The sequence below is a fragment of the Lysinibacillus sp. FSL L8-0126 genome (assembly GCF_038630385.1).
Lineage (GTDB): Bacteria > Bacillota > Bacilli > Bacillales_A > Planococcaceae > Lysinibacillus > Lysinibacillus fusiformis_D.
Genome location: NZ_CP152028.1, coordinates 2,199,049 through 2,214,093 on the forward strand (window position 1 = coordinate 2,199,049; position 15,045 = coordinate 2,214,093).

Genomic DNA, 15,045 nt, shown 5'->3' on the forward strand with positions numbered 1-15,045 from the left:
AAGATGCTTTTTTTCTATGAAAGCCAATATTGGATAGAACTACTAAACTGCTAGAGAGCACTAGAGAGGGAATAGTCATGCTAAAATAGAAAGAAGACTAGGAGGTACAACAATGAAAATATTTCATACAGCAGATTGGCACTTAGGAAAACTTGTTCAAGGTGTCTATATGACAGAAGATCAACAGTATATTCTCGAACAATTTATACAAGCGATAGATGAGGAAAAACCAGATGTAATTGTCATAGCAGGTGATCTATATGACCGTTCGATGCCTCCTATAGAGGCAGTCAATTTACTAAATGATGTAGTAGCAAAAATTGTATTAGAGAAGAAGATTCCTGTTTTAGCGGTGGCGGGAAATCATGATAGTGCAGGTCGACTGAATTTCGGTAGTCGTTTAATGAGTGATAGCGGTTTATATATCAAGGGTCAATTTACAAAAAATCATGCACCTATTGTTTTGAATGATGAGCATGGCGAAGTGCATTTCCATCTTGTACCGTATGCAGAGCCGGCTTCTATTCGCAGCATCTTTGAAGAAGAGGCAATCCGCTCTCATCAAGATGCCATGCAAAAAATAATTGAGTATATCACGCCAGACATGGATTCAAGCAAACGTCATGTTTTTGTTGGACATGCTTTTGTAACGAAGTATGGTGAGGAAGAAGCGAATACAAGTGATTCAGAGCGACCGCTTTCCATAGGAGGCTCAGATTGTGTGAGTGCAGCTTTATTTAAACCCTTTCATTATACAGCACTTGGGCATCTACATAAGGCACATTTTGTCTTAAATGAAACCATTCGCTATGCAGGCTCTCCATTAAAATATTCGTTATCTGAGCATTTACATGAAAAAGGCTTTTTAATCATTGATTTAGATGAGCATGGTAATAGCACAGTAACTAAAAGAAAGCTTGTGCCAAGAAGAGATTTACAAGTAGTAGAAGGTCAATTAGAGGATTTATTAAAGCTCACACCAAGTGATGATTATGTATTTGTCAGATTGACGGATACAACTTCGGTGTCTTCGCCGATGGAACGCATTCGCAGTGTGTTTCCGCACGCTATGCATGTGGAACGTAAGGTATTACGACAAGAGGTGTCGCGTGAGCTACAAGTTGTAGAAACGGAAAAACTAGAGGATATTGATTTATTCCGTTCTTTCTTTACCGATATTATCGGTATTCAGCCAGATGAAGATACGGAACGCCTTTTCACAGAGATGTTACAGGAATTATTAGATGAGGAGCGAGAGACAGTAAAATGAAGCCATTAAAGTTAACGATTACTGCATTTGGTCCCTATAAAGACACTGAAGTAATTGATTTTCAAGAACTAGGGGAACATCGATTGTTTGCTATTTCTGGTAAAACCGGTGCTGGAAAAACAACCATTTTTGATGCCATTTGTTATGCCCTTTACGGATCAGGCAGTGGTGAGGATCGTCAGGATACGGCTTTACTGCGAAGTGGCTTTGCTCATGATGATATTTATACAGCTGTAGAGCTCATGTTTGAAATGCATGGAAGGGTCTATCAAATAATACGACAGCCCGGTCATATTAAAGAAAAAAATAAAACGATTACTGGGAAGAAAATAGAGTTAGCTGAAGTAAAAGAGGGAAAGCTTGATTATAGCATTGTAGAGAAGCAGCAAACGCTTGAAGTCGATAAAAAATTGCAGGAAATAATAGGTCTCACAAAAGATCAATTTAGCCAAATTGTGATGCTACCTCAAGGTGAATTTCGCAAGCTATTAACCTCAGATTCTACAAACAAAGAAGTTATTTTGCGGAAAATCTTTAAAACAGACCGCTTTGGTGTCATGACGAAAAAGCTTGATGCTAAACGAAAAGAGGCAGAGAGTGATCTACAACGTGCCAAACAATTAAAAGAACATTTACTTGGTCAAATTGACGGTGTCTTACCACAACGTTCATCAGCGTTATTCACATTAATTGCTGACAAAACGGAAAATTTACATCAACTAAAGCAGGCACTTGATGAGGAGATTATATACTATACAAAATGTATTGAGGATGAACAGCTACAATATGAAGAAGCTTATAGCCTTCATCAAAAAGAACAAGAATATTATCGATTAGCTAAAACACTGAATGAGCAATTTGATGAGCAAGCGAATCGACAGCAGCGACTACAAATGCTGTTACAAGAGCAGGACTCATATAGCGCGAAGGAGCAGGAGATTGTTTTAGCAGAACAAGCAGAGCGACTTGTGCTACTTGAACAACAATGCATTGATTTACGTGCTGAACTTAATGTAAAGGAACAAGCTTTTCAGCAAGCACAAGTTAAGCATCAGCAAACAGAAGAGCAACTGCAGCGAGCCCAAGAAAAATATAGGGTAGAAGAGGCGAAAGAGCCTGAGCGTCAACAAATTTTGCAGCAGGAATTGCAATTATTAGCGTCATTGCCTAAATGCGAGGCCTATGAAAACAACGTGCAGCAGCTGCAAATAGCTGAGCAGTATGTTGAAACAGCAAAAATGGCGGTGGCTGATAACCTGACGTTATTGGAAAAAGAACAAGAGCAATTGCAGCAATTTTCTCAAACGATGGAAGGCTATGAAAAACAGGTTGAGCCATATGAAAGCTACTTAGAACAGTTACCGAAACTACGTGAACAGGTAGCTTTAGTCAAACAAGCTGAGAAATATAAAAGTGCCGTAGAGTTAGCACAGCAGGACGTAGCTGCCTCAGACATTCACTATCAAGAAAGTAAAAAGGCCCTTCTATTATTGCAGCAACGGTGGCTGACAAGTCAGGCTAGTATTTTAGCGGAACAGCTAAAGGAAGGGGAGCCTTGCCCTGTTTGTGGCAGTATGACTCACGAGAAAACACATAAAGAGCAACTGGAAGTTATTGAACTTGCTCAAGTGGAAACGTTAAGAGTGAAGGCTTCTTCAGACGAGCGTATGTATCTAGAGAAGGCAGCACTTTTGTCATCTACGCAACAGCTTCTTCAAGATACATATCAGCAGCTAGAAGCACAGCATATTAAACAAGAAGACCAAGCACAGCTCATCGCTACTTTACACAAGACGGAGCAAGAGATTGCGAGCTTAAAAGTTGTCCATCATCAACTAGCAGATATGCGATTAAAGCTAAAGCATCAACGTGATAGAATAGAGCAGCTTAGAAATAAACAGATGGAATTAGAGCAATATTTAGCTGAGCACATGAAAGAATGGACAAGATTACAAGCGGTTGTAGAAGAACAGCTCAAGCAGATGCCAGCCAATTTACCAACATTACAGCAATTAAAGCAACAACTTACGGATGTTAGTAAACAGAAAATGGATTTGCAAAAAACATGGCAAGAGAGTCAAGAAAATTTGCATGTCGTAAAAGAAGAGACAAGTAATGCAAAACTAACTGTAGAAATCGCCAAACAATCTTTTGAGGAATTACAACTCAAAATGAATGAAAAGCGGCAGCAATTTTCAGCAAGCATGCAGGAAATCGGCTTTGACAGCTATGAGGAATACGCAGCTGCCAAACGGAGTGCGAGCCAATTGGAGGCACTTCGCAAAGTATGCAGTGACTATGCTTTACAGGTACACACCCTGAAAATCCAAATAACTGAAGGGGCTATGTATCTTCAAGGGAAAGAGAAGCAAGATTTAGTGATGATGGAAGCAAAAGTAGAACAACTTCGTACAGCGTATGAGGAAGCATTTAAACGTTTGCAACAGATGAATGGTTTTGCACAAGCATGCCAGGGCTTTATAAAAAAAGTGGAAGAAACAGCGAGAGAGCTTCAGTTACTTGAACAAGAAGCTAGTCGAGTAAAGGAACTCTATGGATTATTAAACGGACAAAATTCGAAAAAGCTGTCCTTTGAGCGATACATTCAAATTAATTACTTAGACCAAATTACCGATGCCGCTAATATTCGTCTTTATCACTTATCAAATGGTCAATTTGAGCTTAGACGTTCTGATAGACTAGAAAAGCATGCGAAGCAAAGTGGGCTTGGGCTTGATGTATATGATGCCTATACGGATCAATTACGTGATGTGAAAACATTATCCGGTGGCGAAAAATTTAATGCTTCCTTAAGTCTTGCTTTAGGAATGGCAGATGTCATTCAAAGCTTCCAAGGGAATATTCATATTGAAACCATGTTTATTGATGAGGGCTTTGGCTCGCTTGATGAGGAATCTTTGAATAAAGCAATTGATACATTAATTGCTTTACAGGATTCTGGTCGTATGATTGGCGTGATTTCTCATGTGCCTGAATTAAAATCAGCGATGCCAGCGGTCTTACATGTAGAAAAAACATTGAATGGACATAGTCAAACCCACTTTGAAGTGAAATAAATAAAAGGCGTATTTCCAAAACAAGGGAATACGCCTGCTGTTTATTTTTTTCGAGGGGTGGCTGTAGGCGTTGTCCCTTTTTTTGCAGCCATTACTTTTTTCACGATAGGAATAACAATAGGTGCTAATTTTACGGCGGTTTTCACAACATTTGATACTTTCATTCAAAAACAGCTCCTTTTACAATTACTACTACCTGTTTCGCTTAAAAATGAAACATTAACGAATAACACGAACAGCTTGAATAATATTCCATATTACAATTCCTAGTGAGATGATGGCATAAATGGCAAACGAAACGAACCAAATAATCAACATCGTATTATTGCCGGACGTTGGATCCAAATTAAATGTAGAAAAAACAAAGACAATAAAGAACAGAATGCCGAAAACAAAAGGAATTAAATGAGAGATAAGTGCACGAATTGAATGTCTTTTTACGTCACTATCTTTCGTAATAATGTACACAATTAATGGGACGATAAAAGGGGCGAAGAAAATACTTAAATAACTAAAGGCAGATAAAATTTTTTGGTTCTCCATAGTTGTACCTCCTTTTTTAATATTTACGCATGAAAAACAGCAAAGTTTCAAAAAAATAATATATGGAAGAGGTTGTAATCCTTCTATCCTTTGCGTACAATGAGAATGTTCAAATAAATTCAGATGTAACGACCACAAGGGGAGCTGATGATGTCAGCTGAGACTGGGCACGTAATGCCTTGACTCTTTGAACCTGTAAGTTAACGCTTGCGTAGGGATGTGGATAGAAACCGACACTAGTACGATGTGAGGCTCTGTCCTGGCATCGTTTTTTCATTCTTGAGGGAATAAAAAGGTGTCAGAAAGAGACATATCAGCGCATTTCTATTCCTGCTCTTGTATCCTACATCGGAACAAAGGAGAGAATATATATGGACAAAAAAAGACTATTAATGCTTGTGGAGATTGCGATATTTGCAGCAATCGGTCTTGTGCTTGATCAGGTTTCCTTTAAAGTATGGGCACAAGGTGGCTCTGTTAGTCTAGTCATGGTACCTATTATGTTAATAGCATTTCGCTGGGGCTTAGTAGCTGGGCTAACAACTGGATTACTCGTAGGTGTAATGCAAACCATGTTTGGTGCTACGATTGTGCACTGGCTACAAGGATTCCTTGATTATGGTGTTGCTTTCACAGTTGTAGGATTAGCGGCGGTTGTGCGTGGACCCGTGTTGGCGGCTGCCAAAAATGCCAACAAAACAAAAATGGCACTTTACATTATATTAGGTACGGTACTTGCGGGCTTTTTACGATATGCAGCCCACACGACGGCTGGCGCTGTATTTTTTGCAGAATATGCTGGCGATCAAAATGCATGGATCTATTCCATCATCTATAATGGTACATATATGCTACCAGCAACTATTTTAACGGCAATTGTAGGCGTTCTTTTATTCACAGCTGCTCCACAATTAATGCAAAGAAAAGCATAAAACATGCCCCTCACATTTGTGAAGGGGCTTTTTTGTCGCAAATAACTCTTTGCGCACTTCGCAAAGTAAGGAAGCATACAATATTTAAAGCGTTTATCGTTATACGCATAACAAGTTATGTTATATTAAAGTATAGATATTAGATGAAAGGGACGTTATACATGATTGTAAAAACGCAAGAAGAGATTGAAGCTTTTAAAAAAATAGGACGCATTTGTGCTGAAATTCGTGAAGCGATGAAAGCTGCCACAAAACCAGGTGTTACAACATTGGAGCTAGATGAAATTGCTGGCCGTATGTTTGCAGAGGCTGGCGCGATATCTGGTCCAAAGGGAGAATATGATTTCCCAGGGTATACATGTATTAGTGTCAATGAAGAAGTGGCGCATGGTATCCCCGGAAAACGTGTTATTCAAGAAGGGGATATTGTAAATATCGATGTTTCTGGTTCATTAAATGGCTACTTTGCTGACACTGGTATTTCATTTGTGGTTGGTGATGGCTATGAGGACAAAGAAAAGCTATGTCGCGTTGCCAAAAGCGCCTTTGATCGAGCAATGACAAAGGTAAAGGCTGGGTCTAAATTAAATCAAATTGGTAAGGCAGTTGAACGTGAGGCGAATGCTAATGGCTTAACTGTTATTATGAATTTAACTGGTCATGGCTTAGGTCAATCTTTACATGATGAGCCGAATCACATTTTAAATTACTATGATGCATGGGATTCTACAATTATGAAAGAAGGTATGGTGCTTGCGGTTGAGCCGTTTATCTCAGCGAAGGCAGAGCATATTGTAGAAGCTGGTGATGGTTGGACATTCATTACACCTGATAAATCACTTGTAGCTCAAATTGAACATTCAGTCATTGTAACAAAAGATAAACCGATTATCCTAACATCATTAGACGAAGAATAGAATGCAATGAAATGAAAAATCCTGCTTACCAATTTATTTTTGGTAGGCAGGATTTTTTTTAATAAATAAAATACCAACAAAGAGAACACCACATAAAAAGAAGGCGGCGGTAGTGACAAGTAGCTCATCAAAACCATTATGTAAGGCGATTCCTATATAAGCCCAAATAAAAACACTAGGAAACAAAATATCAAAGTGATGGAAACGGATATGTAGCGCAAGTGCTCCACCTAATGTCAGCAAAATTACTGCCCAAAGAGGCGTACTAAGACCAAAGCCGTTCCAACCATAAGCCGTTAACGTAAAACTGATATTCGTAATAAAAATAAATGTCATCCATGCAAAATAAATGGAGAAAGGAATACGACCCGACATTGCTTTGTCATGAAGAGGGTACGTATTATACAACATAAATAAATACAAGACTAAGAGTAATGTAATGCCAAGTGAAACAATAAATAACTCATGATGCCATACGTATATCATCAATGCTTGCAATATATTTATGCAGCTAAAAAGCGCAGACTGTTTCATAGTTGTCTTTTTGATATTCATAACTAACCAATAACCGAGTAAAAAATAAATAAGAATCCAAATTACATGACTTACACTAACTGGTGCAAATACTACAGAAAAGCGATTAGCGATTTCTAGCATAGATTGACCGTTGATATTCACGAAAAAGGATGAAAAGGTTAGGATGAGTGAGACAAGATAAGAAATTGTCATCAAGATAAACCGAGGCATGTTTTCCTCTCCCTTCGTGTTAGATTTTATAGGGAAAAGACAAATAAGTATAGTGCTGTCACTATTTTTATTATAACGGAAACTTTCAACAATGTATCGTGTTGTTTTGCTCGTAATATCTACAATTTACCATCTCAATAGGCATCCATATATTTCTTTAGTACAATAAGAATATCCAACCAAAAGGAGTGAAGTTTCATGGCACAAAATTTGAAAAACCTAGACCTATCCATTGAACTAGATAAAAAGATGTATAAAAAGAAATTAAAAGTACTCCAATATGAAATGTTAAATGCACAGCAGTTTTTACTAAAAAACAAAATAGGTTTAATCTTAGTATTTGAAGGAATGGATGCTGCTGGTAAAGGTGGCGCGATCAAACGATTGATTGAACGTGTAGATCCGCGCGGTTATGTGGTACACCCTATCTCAGCTCCACAGCCACATGAATTACGCTATAACTATTTACAAAGATTCTGGAGAAAATTACCGCAGCATGGACAAATCGCTATTTTCGACCGCTCATGGTATGGACGTGTACTAGTAGAGCGTATCGAAGGCTTTGCAACAAAGGATGAATGGTCTCGTGCGTATGAAGAAATTAATAATTTCGAGAAAATTTTAACTGCGGGAGATTACATAATTATTAAGTTCTGGCTACATGTTTCAGATGAAGAGCAATTAAAACGCTTTAAAGAACGTGAAGAAAACCCTTATAAATCTTGGAAGCTAACAGACGAGGATTGGCGGAATCGAGAAAAATCACCACAATATATTGAAGCGGCGAATGCAATGTTTGACAAGACAGATAAAAAGGATGCTCCATGGATTTTAGTTGCTGGAGACGATAAAAAACATGCGCGTGTTCAGGTGCTTCAAGAAACAATTGCACATATTGAACGTGAGGCTCAAAAACGTGGTCTTCATCTAACAAATGTATTAGCTAATGGACAGCTAGAGGATGCTGATTCATCCAGTTTAGAAATAATAAATGAGAAAAAGCAAGAACAAAAAACAAAATAATAAAATGGTGCTGCTGTAACAATAAGACATGAGCTGTTTTAGTTGTAGCAGCATCTTTTTTTACATACAATGAAATAAAACTAGGGTTTACAATCATTAGATTGTAGCCAATGTGAACAGAGAATGAGAAATGTACTGATATTTATTGGAAGGCTAGTGTGGAGAAATGGTGCTTAAAATTTGGAATTTATTAAGAAAAAAGGGTGGGAATGTGGTAACGATAAAGGGGGAAAAATGCTACATCCGCACATTCCAAGAAAAAGATGCACGAAGTTTATCGGGTCTCGTAAGCCGCAATAAATACTTTTGGTCTGTATACGAGCCACTACAAAAACCTGAATATTATACAGTTGATGCTCAATATAAAAAAATTCAAGAGAGTCTCTATTTAATGGAGTCAAAACGAGAATTTACTTTTGGTATTTTTGAGCATGGAACAAATAATCTAATAGGGCATATTGCACTTTATGCTGTAAAACGCTTACCGTACTCAAGTGCATTTGTTGGCTATGCGATGGATGAAATCTATGTAGGCAAGGGAATCGTCACAGAGGCTGTAAATATGGTGGTGAGATTCGCATTCGATCAAATTGGTTTACACCGTGTAGAGGCATATGTCTCTACACAAAATAACCCCTCTATGCGCGTATTAGAGAAGGCTGGATTTCAACAAGAGGGTCTGCTAAGGAGGCTACTGTATATTAATGGCCGATGGGTAGATCACTATATGTATGCGCGTTTAGAGGATGAATAGAAAAACAAGTGCCTATCCTTCACGAGAGATGGGCACTTGTTTTTTATTAGCTATTATTTGCTACCGTCTTCAATTAAATCAAGATGACCTGTATTCGGATCAATGATTAAACCATGAACAGGAACGTCTTTCACCATTAATGGGTGATTACGAATCGTATCGACACTTTTCTTAACACTTGTTGCTACGTCACCGAAACCACGTAAAAATTCTTTTAAATCAAAACCAGAATATTCCAACATTTTGATTGTTTCTGGATCAATACCCCTTGTCACCATTTCACTAAGCATAGCATCAGGGTCAACTGCACTCATTCCGCAGTCATAATGTCCAACGACATACACTTCATCAGCTTGTAGGCCATAGACAGCCACTAATAAACTACGCATAACTGCACCGAAAGGATGGCTCACTAATGCGCCAGCACTTTTCACTATTTTTACATCGCCATTCCGCAAATTCATAGCTTTTGGTAAAAGCTCTACAAGACGAGTATCCATACAAGATAAAACAACAATACGTTTATCAGGATATTTTGTAGTGATGAATGGTTCATATTTCTTTTCTTGTACAAACTCTTTATTAAACTCTAAAATATCTTGTAACATTGTCATGAATATTGCTCCCTTCCTTACAAAAATATTTTAGAGCAAAACGTTCAATATGCAAACAATAAAGACTTTTTTCAGATAATTTTTACAATAAAGAAGCAGTTTCCTACGCTTTAATAGATGAAAATAACTTGTAAGTGATAAAAAAACAGCTACCATTGCAGTAGCTGTTTTTTTATACATTAATATTCTTCGTTTGGCTTTGGATCTACAGTTACTGAAGACTTGCTATCTAAACCAACTTGTAGGTAGTGGATGAAGAATCCCGTTGAAATTAATAAAACTGCTGAAAAGCCAAGAACAGTTGTAATGAACATTATTAGAGCTCCTCTCTACTTAAATGATCTACTAAACTTCCCTAAAACAATTATACAATAGGTTACTAGGAAAATCTAAGGATAATTTATGACAACCTTAACATACTTAGCCTAGAATACTATTAGTAGGAATGGATTATTTAGATTGCCCAATTTCCATCGCGGAATATTGGGTCTATTTGATCATCATGAGTAATTCCATCTATATTCATCTTATCCGATCCAATCATAAAGTCTACATGTGTCAAGCTTTGGTTAAGACCATGTGCACTTAATTCCTCAGAAGTCATTTCTTTACCACCCTCAATGCAAAATGCGTAGGCACTGCCAATGGCTAAATGATTCGAGGCATTTTCATCGAATAATGTATTGTAAAATAATAAATTAGATTGTGAAATAGGTGATTGATGTGGAACTAATGCTATTTCACCAAGATAATGAGCACCCTCATCTGTTTCAATAAGGGAAGCTAAAATTTCTTGTCCTTGCTCTGCCTTCACGTCAATGATACGACCATCCTTAAATGTTAAAGTGAAATGATCGATAATATTGCCTCCGTAGCTTAATGGCTTAGTACTGGAAACATACCCATTAACACCTGTTTTTAAAGGGGCTGTAAAAATTTCTTCTGTAGGCATATTGGCCATAAATGCTTGGCCCTGTGTATTAATACTACTGCCACCTGTCCACACATGATGTGTAGGTAACTCAATAGTTAGGTCAGTGCCTGGAGCAGTATAGTGGAGCGACTTATATTGCTTCCCATTTAAATAATCAGCTTTGCTATGTAATTCCTGATCGTGAGCATGCCAAGCTTCTATAGAATGTTCAACGTCAATACGTGTCGCTGCAAAGATGGCTTCCCATAATGCATCCATTTGTTGTTCCTCTTGTAAGTGAGGGAATACTTTTGCTGCCCAGGCTTTAGATGGAGCAGCGATAACTGACCAACTAAATTTATCAGACTGTAGCGATTGATAATAGTTTGCTAATGCTTTACCAGATGCTTTTTGGAAGGCCATGATTCTGTCACGCTCTATACCTTTTAGTAAATCTGGATTTTGTGAGCTAATGCTTAAGAAAGCGGCTCCGTGTTCAACCAACCATTCACGCTCTTGCACTTTCCATGGCGGGAAGAAATCAAATGAGTCTTTTGGTGCTCCCTCATAACGAGCACGTACAAGCTCGTCATCCGATAAATCGACAAATACCTGTTTTGCACCATTTTTATAAGCTATTTTGGTAATTATTTGCGCCAATTTTAGGTTATCAGTCGAACAGCTTATATAAAGATACTGACCTTTTTGGATATTTACTCCTACTTTCACAGCTAATTCGGCATATTTTAGTAATTTTGTGTTAAATGATAATAACAAATTCATATCCCCTTTCGATATAAGACAGTTTAGTGTAATATTCTTAATTCAATATAATCAAAAATGGTCGAAATGTGAATAAAAAGCATTAATTACATCGAAAAATAAGTGAAATACATTTATACTAGGAATATATATATTTAAAATATGGAAAAACAGACGAAAATAACAGTAATAGTAGATTTGGAGGTTCTAGGATGGATAAATCGTCGATTATAGGGTTAATACTTGCCTTAGTAGCACTATTAACGGGGATGGTGATGAAGGGTGTAAGCTTAAGTGCATTTTATAACCCTGCAGCCATTCTAATTATCATTTTTGGTACTATTTCAGCAGTAACAATTGCCTTTCCAATGCAAGAGTTAAAGCGCGTACCGAAGCTATTTAAAATTCTTTTTAAAGAAACGAAATTAGCGAATGATATAGAAATTATTAAAATGTTTTCACAATGGGCTGACTTAGCTCGTCGTGAAGGACTATTAGCACTTGAAAGCAAGGCTTCTGAAATTGAAGATCCATTTTTAAAAAATGGTCTTACATTAGCAATTGATGGTCAAAATGCTGACTACATCCGTGATGTACTAACGGAAGAAGTGGAAGCAATGGAAGAGCGTCATGCTAGTGGGTCTGCTATTTTTACGCAAGCAGGTACATATGCACCAACTTTAGGGGTTCTTGGTGCAGTAGTAGGGTTAATCGCCGCATTGGCTGATATGAACGATATCGAAAAGCTTGGACATGCTATTTCGGCTGCTTTCATGGCTACATTACTCGGTATCTTTACAGGTTATGTTTTATGGCACCCATTTGCGAACAAGTTAAAGCGTAAGTCTGCTTTAGAAGTAAAACAAAAGAGAATGATGATTGAGGGTATCCTTTCAGTATTAGAAGGGGAGGCTCCACGTGTAATTGAACAGAAACTATCATCATACTTAACGATGGAAGAACGTCGTCAAATTTCTGGTGAAAGCGGGGCGGGTGGCCTTGGCAAAGAAAGCTAAGAAAAAAAAGCATGATGAACATATTGATGAATCTTGGTTAGTTCCATACGCAGATATTTTAACTTTGCTCTTAGCTGTGTTTATTATTTTATTTGCCTCAAGTTCAGTTGATCAAGAAAAGTTAGAGAGAATGTCGGCGGTATTTAGTCAAGTATTTGACGGTGGAACAAGCTTTCTAGAGCAGCCTGCACCAGTACCAAGCCCGAATGCAGATAGCGACCAAACGCCACAGCAAAATTCGGCCTATTTAAAGGATCAACAAGAGCTAGCAGCTATTAAAGATAGTGTCGACAACTTTATTGCAGTTAATGAGATGGAAGGTCAATTTGCAACTGAAATGACAGATGAGGGATTGCTTGTAACTATCCGTGATAGTATTTTATTTGATCCTGGTAAAGCAACGATTAAACCAGAATATATTCCAATTGCAAAAGAGCTTGCGGATGTATTAGTGTCTAATCCACCTCGTAATATTGTTATTACAGGTCATACAGATAATGTGCCAGCTGGCCCTAACTTCTCATCAAACTTGGAGTTATCATTAATGCGTGCGTCTAATTTTTACATGGTATTATTAGATAGTAATTCACAATTAAAGTCTGAGAACTTTAGTGCGAAAGGCTATGGTGAAAACCGAGCGATTGCTCCAAACGATACAGCAGAAGGTCGTGCACAGAACCGACGTGTAGAAGTGCTTATTCAGCCATTGGTTACCGAAGATGGTTCAGAAGCAAAAAATACACAATAATAAAAAGCTATTAGCGGCTGACCAATCGTCATATGCTAATAGCTTTTATTTACTTTACTTACGTAAAGACCCCAATTCAGCAACAATCGCTTGCATTTCACTTGGGCTAAATGTTTCTCTTTTCATCACCATCTCATATAAATACACTAAATCTTCATAATTAGCTTCATCGAAATGTTCTGATTTCATTGCATCAACATTCACCATGCGTAGCTTGTCCTTCATTTGATCCACCATATACACTACGTTTTCCTTAGACGGAACTGATAAATCCATTTTTTACCCTACCTTTCATAATCCTCGCACATATCATTTCATTGAATAAAAAAAATGTCAACTCCGTATTTGAGCATTGCTTTAAAAATAGACTGTTATTGGGTAGAATAAGTGCAGGAAGCTGTTTATTTATGAAATAATAGGGAATATGCAAATACACAAGCAGGGGGTTATAAATATGGGTCAGAGTAAATTATTAGCTTCAATCGTAGCAGGAGCAGCAGTTGGTGCTGCATTAAGTATGCTCGATCGTACAACGCGTGAAACAACAATTGCTACAACTAAAAAAATGAAGGAAGCCATCACATATTATGCATCAAATCGTGAAGAACTACAGGTGCTAGTGGAGGAAAAAGTGCTGGCAGCAAAAGTGCTTTGTGAAAGCGTGTCTGATAATGTTAACACGATTGCTGAGAAGGTTGATGAATTTAAAGAATTACCTTCCACAATACAAGGGATGATTGAGGACACGAAATCAGCCTTTACTTTACCTGAAAAAGAGTAAAGGAAGCTTTAGGAGGAATTATATGGAAGGAAAAAAAGCAACAATGCAAAATGCTTTTGGGTTCGTAAAGTCGTTTGTCTCTCCTGAGGAGGAATCGATTGACGTGATGACATCCAAAGGCTTTGTTCAAGATTTAATAAGTCGGCTAAAGCGAGTTGAAATATCTGCGCTTGCTGCACAATTGGCTTATTTCTTTTTACTATCGTTCTTCCCCTTACTTATTTTCTTAGTGACGCTATTACCGTATCTAAATTTAGAAACGACACAGGTCTATTCATTTTTAGTGAATATCTTACCAGATGAAGTGTATAAGCTGATTGAAAATACGCTGAATGAGATTTTAACAAATCGAAATAGTAGTTTATTGTCCATCGGGGTTCTCGGTACAATTTGGTCTGCATCGAAAGGTATTAATGCGCTTATTCGAGCTTTAAATAAAGCCTATGATACAGAGGGGAGAGCTGGCATATTGGATAGAGGGTTGTCACTGGTTTTTACAATCGCTCTTGTAATTGTGATGGCTGTCGCTCTCTTACTACCAGTTTTTGGTCAGCAAATAGGGCATTTCCTATTTTCAATCGTTGGAATTGAGGAGCAATTTGAATCTATTTGGCACAAATTAAGATGGTCAATACCACCTTTACTTATTTTTATCGTTTTAATGGGAATCTACTGGGTCGTTCCAAATACAAGCCCGCGTTTAAAAATAATGGGTGTATGGCCAGGGGCGATGTTTGCGACACTTGCCTGGTTAGCAGTCACATATGGTTTCTCTTTCTATATTAATAATTTTGCAAATTATTCTGCTACATATGGTAGTATCGGTGGTGTCATTATTTTAATGCTCTGGTTATACTTTACGGGGATTATTATCATCTTTGGTGGGGTATTAAATGCTACCATGCAAAAAAGGGCACTACAAAAAGAACTTCATGAGTAAGGAAATAA

General features: G+C 37.6%; 17 protein-coding genes and 1 riboswitch. Of the genes, 10 read left to right on the top strand and 7 right to left on the bottom strand.

The features are described 5' to 3' along the window. Positions 1 to 112: 112 nt before the first annotated feature. Both MHI34_RS10685 and MHI34_RS10690 read left to right on the top strand, forming a co-directional pair. Positions 113 to 1,270 carry an exonuclease SbcCD subunit D gene (locus MHI34_RS10685; RefSeq protein ID WP_342504415.1) on the top strand — a complete coding sequence of 386 codons (1,158 nt, stop codon included), beginning with the start codon at positions 113 to 115 and terminating at the stop codon, positions 1,268 to 1,270. Further along, positions 1,267 to 4,347, top strand: a complete 3,081-nt coding sequence (locus tag MHI34_RS10690) for an SMC family ATPase (protein ID WP_342504416.1) — start codon at positions 1,267 to 1,269, stop codon at positions 4,345 to 4,347. The genes MHI34_RS10685 and MHI34_RS10690 overlap by 4 nt, the downstream gene beginning before the upstream one ends. A gap of 41 nt (positions 4,348 to 4,388) precedes the next feature. Here the strand turns inward: MHI34_RS10690 and MHI34_RS10695 are convergent, their stop codons facing one another. Both MHI34_RS10695 and MHI34_RS10700 read right to left on the bottom strand, forming a co-directional pair. After that, positions 4,389 to 4,511, bottom strand: a complete 123-nt coding sequence (locus tag MHI34_RS10695) for a hypothetical protein (RefSeq protein WP_255358792.1) — start codon at positions 4,509 to 4,511, stop codon at positions 4,389 to 4,391. 55 nt (positions 4,512 to 4,566) lie between these two features. After that, on the bottom strand, positions 4,567 to 4,890 hold the full coding sequence (locus MHI34_RS10700; RefSeq protein WP_342504417.1) for a DUF4870 domain-containing protein: 324 nt from the start codon (positions 4,888 to 4,890) through the stop codon (positions 4,567 to 4,569). Between the two features lie 127 nt (positions 4,891 to 5,017). Further along, a riboswitch (TPP riboswitch) is annotated at positions 5,018 to 5,125 on the top strand. Positions 5,126 to 5,261: 136 nt separating this feature from the next. Between MHI34_RS10700 and thiT the strand changes: the two genes are divergently transcribed. Further along, positions 5,262 to 5,822, top strand: coding sequence for an energy-coupled thiamine transporter ThiT (gene thiT / locus MHI34_RS10705; RefSeq protein ID WP_036123339.1), 561 nt, complete (start codon positions 5,262 to 5,264; stop codon positions 5,820 to 5,822). A gap of 161 nt (positions 5,823 to 5,983) precedes the next feature. Further along, positions 5,984 to 6,739, top strand: coding sequence for a type I methionyl aminopeptidase (gene map / locus MHI34_RS10710; protein WP_036123336.1), 756 nt, complete (start codon positions 5,984 to 5,986; stop codon positions 6,737 to 6,739). Between the two features lie 33 nt (positions 6,740 to 6,772). Here the strand turns inward: map and MHI34_RS10715 are convergent, their stop codons facing one another. Continuing rightward, positions 6,773 to 7,486, bottom strand: coding sequence for a hypothetical protein (locus MHI34_RS10715; protein WP_036123333.1), 714 nt, complete (start codon positions 7,484 to 7,486; stop codon positions 6,773 to 6,775). 198 nt (positions 7,487 to 7,684) lie between these two features. Between MHI34_RS10715 and MHI34_RS10720 the strand changes: the two genes are divergently transcribed. Next, a complete protein-coding gene (locus MHI34_RS10720) occupies positions 7,685 to 8,509 on the top strand; it encodes a polyphosphate kinase (RefSeq protein WP_036123330.1) in 825 nt (274 codons plus the stop codon). Positions 8,510 to 8,675: 166 nt separating this feature from the next. Further along, positions 8,676 to 9,263, top strand: a complete 588-nt coding sequence (locus MHI34_RS10725; RefSeq protein ID WP_051891670.1) for a GNAT family protein — start codon at positions 8,676 to 8,678, stop codon at positions 9,261 to 9,263. A gap of 53 nt (positions 9,264 to 9,316) precedes the next feature. On the opposite strand, the gene MHI34_RS10730 is transcribed toward MHI34_RS10725, so the two are convergent. The 3 genes from MHI34_RS10730 to MHI34_RS10740 form a co-directional block, all read right to left on the bottom strand. Next, a complete protein-coding gene (locus MHI34_RS10730; RefSeq protein WP_036123327.1) occupies positions 9,317 to 9,877 on the bottom strand; it encodes a carbonic anhydrase in 561 nt (186 codons plus the stop codon). Positions 9,878 to 10,056: 179 nt separating this feature from the next. Continuing rightward, positions 10,057 to 10,191, bottom strand: a complete 135-nt coding sequence (locus MHI34_RS10735; protein WP_255358791.1) for a hypothetical protein — start codon at positions 10,189 to 10,191, stop codon at positions 10,057 to 10,059. Positions 10,192 to 10,331: 140 nt separating this feature from the next. Then, a complete protein-coding gene (locus MHI34_RS10740; RefSeq protein ID WP_139149537.1) occupies positions 10,332 to 11,573 on the bottom strand; it encodes an aminopeptidase in 1,242 nt (413 codons plus the stop codon). A 191-nt stretch (positions 11,574 to 11,764) separates the two neighbouring features. On the opposite strand from MHI34_RS10740, the gene motA reads away from it, so the two are divergent. Together motA and motB are read left to right on the top strand one after the other, a co-directional pair. Beyond that, positions 11,765 to 12,568, top strand: coding sequence for a flagellar motor stator protein MotA (gene motA / locus MHI34_RS10745; RefSeq protein ID WP_036123322.1), 804 nt, complete (start codon positions 11,765 to 11,767; stop codon positions 12,566 to 12,568). Further along, the gene (gene motB, locus MHI34_RS10750; RefSeq protein WP_036123321.1) at positions 12,552 to 13,316 is read left to right on the top strand and encodes a flagellar motor protein MotB; all 765 of its coding nucleotides are present in this window, start codon (positions 12,552 to 12,554) and stop codon (positions 13,314 to 13,316) included. Before motA ends, motB begins: the two co-directional genes overlap by 17 nt. Before the next feature lie 54 nt (positions 13,317 to 13,370). On the opposite strand, the gene MHI34_RS10755 is transcribed toward motB, so the two are convergent. Beyond that, positions 13,371 to 13,592 (bottom strand): DUF1128 domain-containing protein, encoded by a 222-nt coding sequence (locus MHI34_RS10755; RefSeq protein WP_036123318.1) that lies wholly within the window; start codon positions 13,590 to 13,592, stop codon positions 13,371 to 13,373. Between the two features lie 178 nt (positions 13,593 to 13,770). On the opposite strand from MHI34_RS10755, the gene MHI34_RS10760 reads away from it, so the two are divergent. Together MHI34_RS10760 and MHI34_RS10765 are read left to right on the top strand one after the other, a co-directional pair. Next, complete coding sequence (locus tag MHI34_RS10760; RefSeq protein ID WP_058843701.1) at positions 13,771 to 14,097, top strand: hypothetical protein; 327 nt, start codon at positions 13,771 to 13,773, stop codon at positions 14,095 to 14,097. Positions 14,098 to 14,119: 22 nt separating this feature from the next. Next, positions 14,120 to 15,037, top strand: a complete 918-nt coding sequence (locus tag MHI34_RS10765) for a YihY/virulence factor BrkB family protein (RefSeq protein WP_036123312.1) — start codon at positions 14,120 to 14,122, stop codon at positions 15,035 to 15,037. The last annotated feature ends 8 nt before the right edge of the window (positions 15,038 to 15,045 follow it).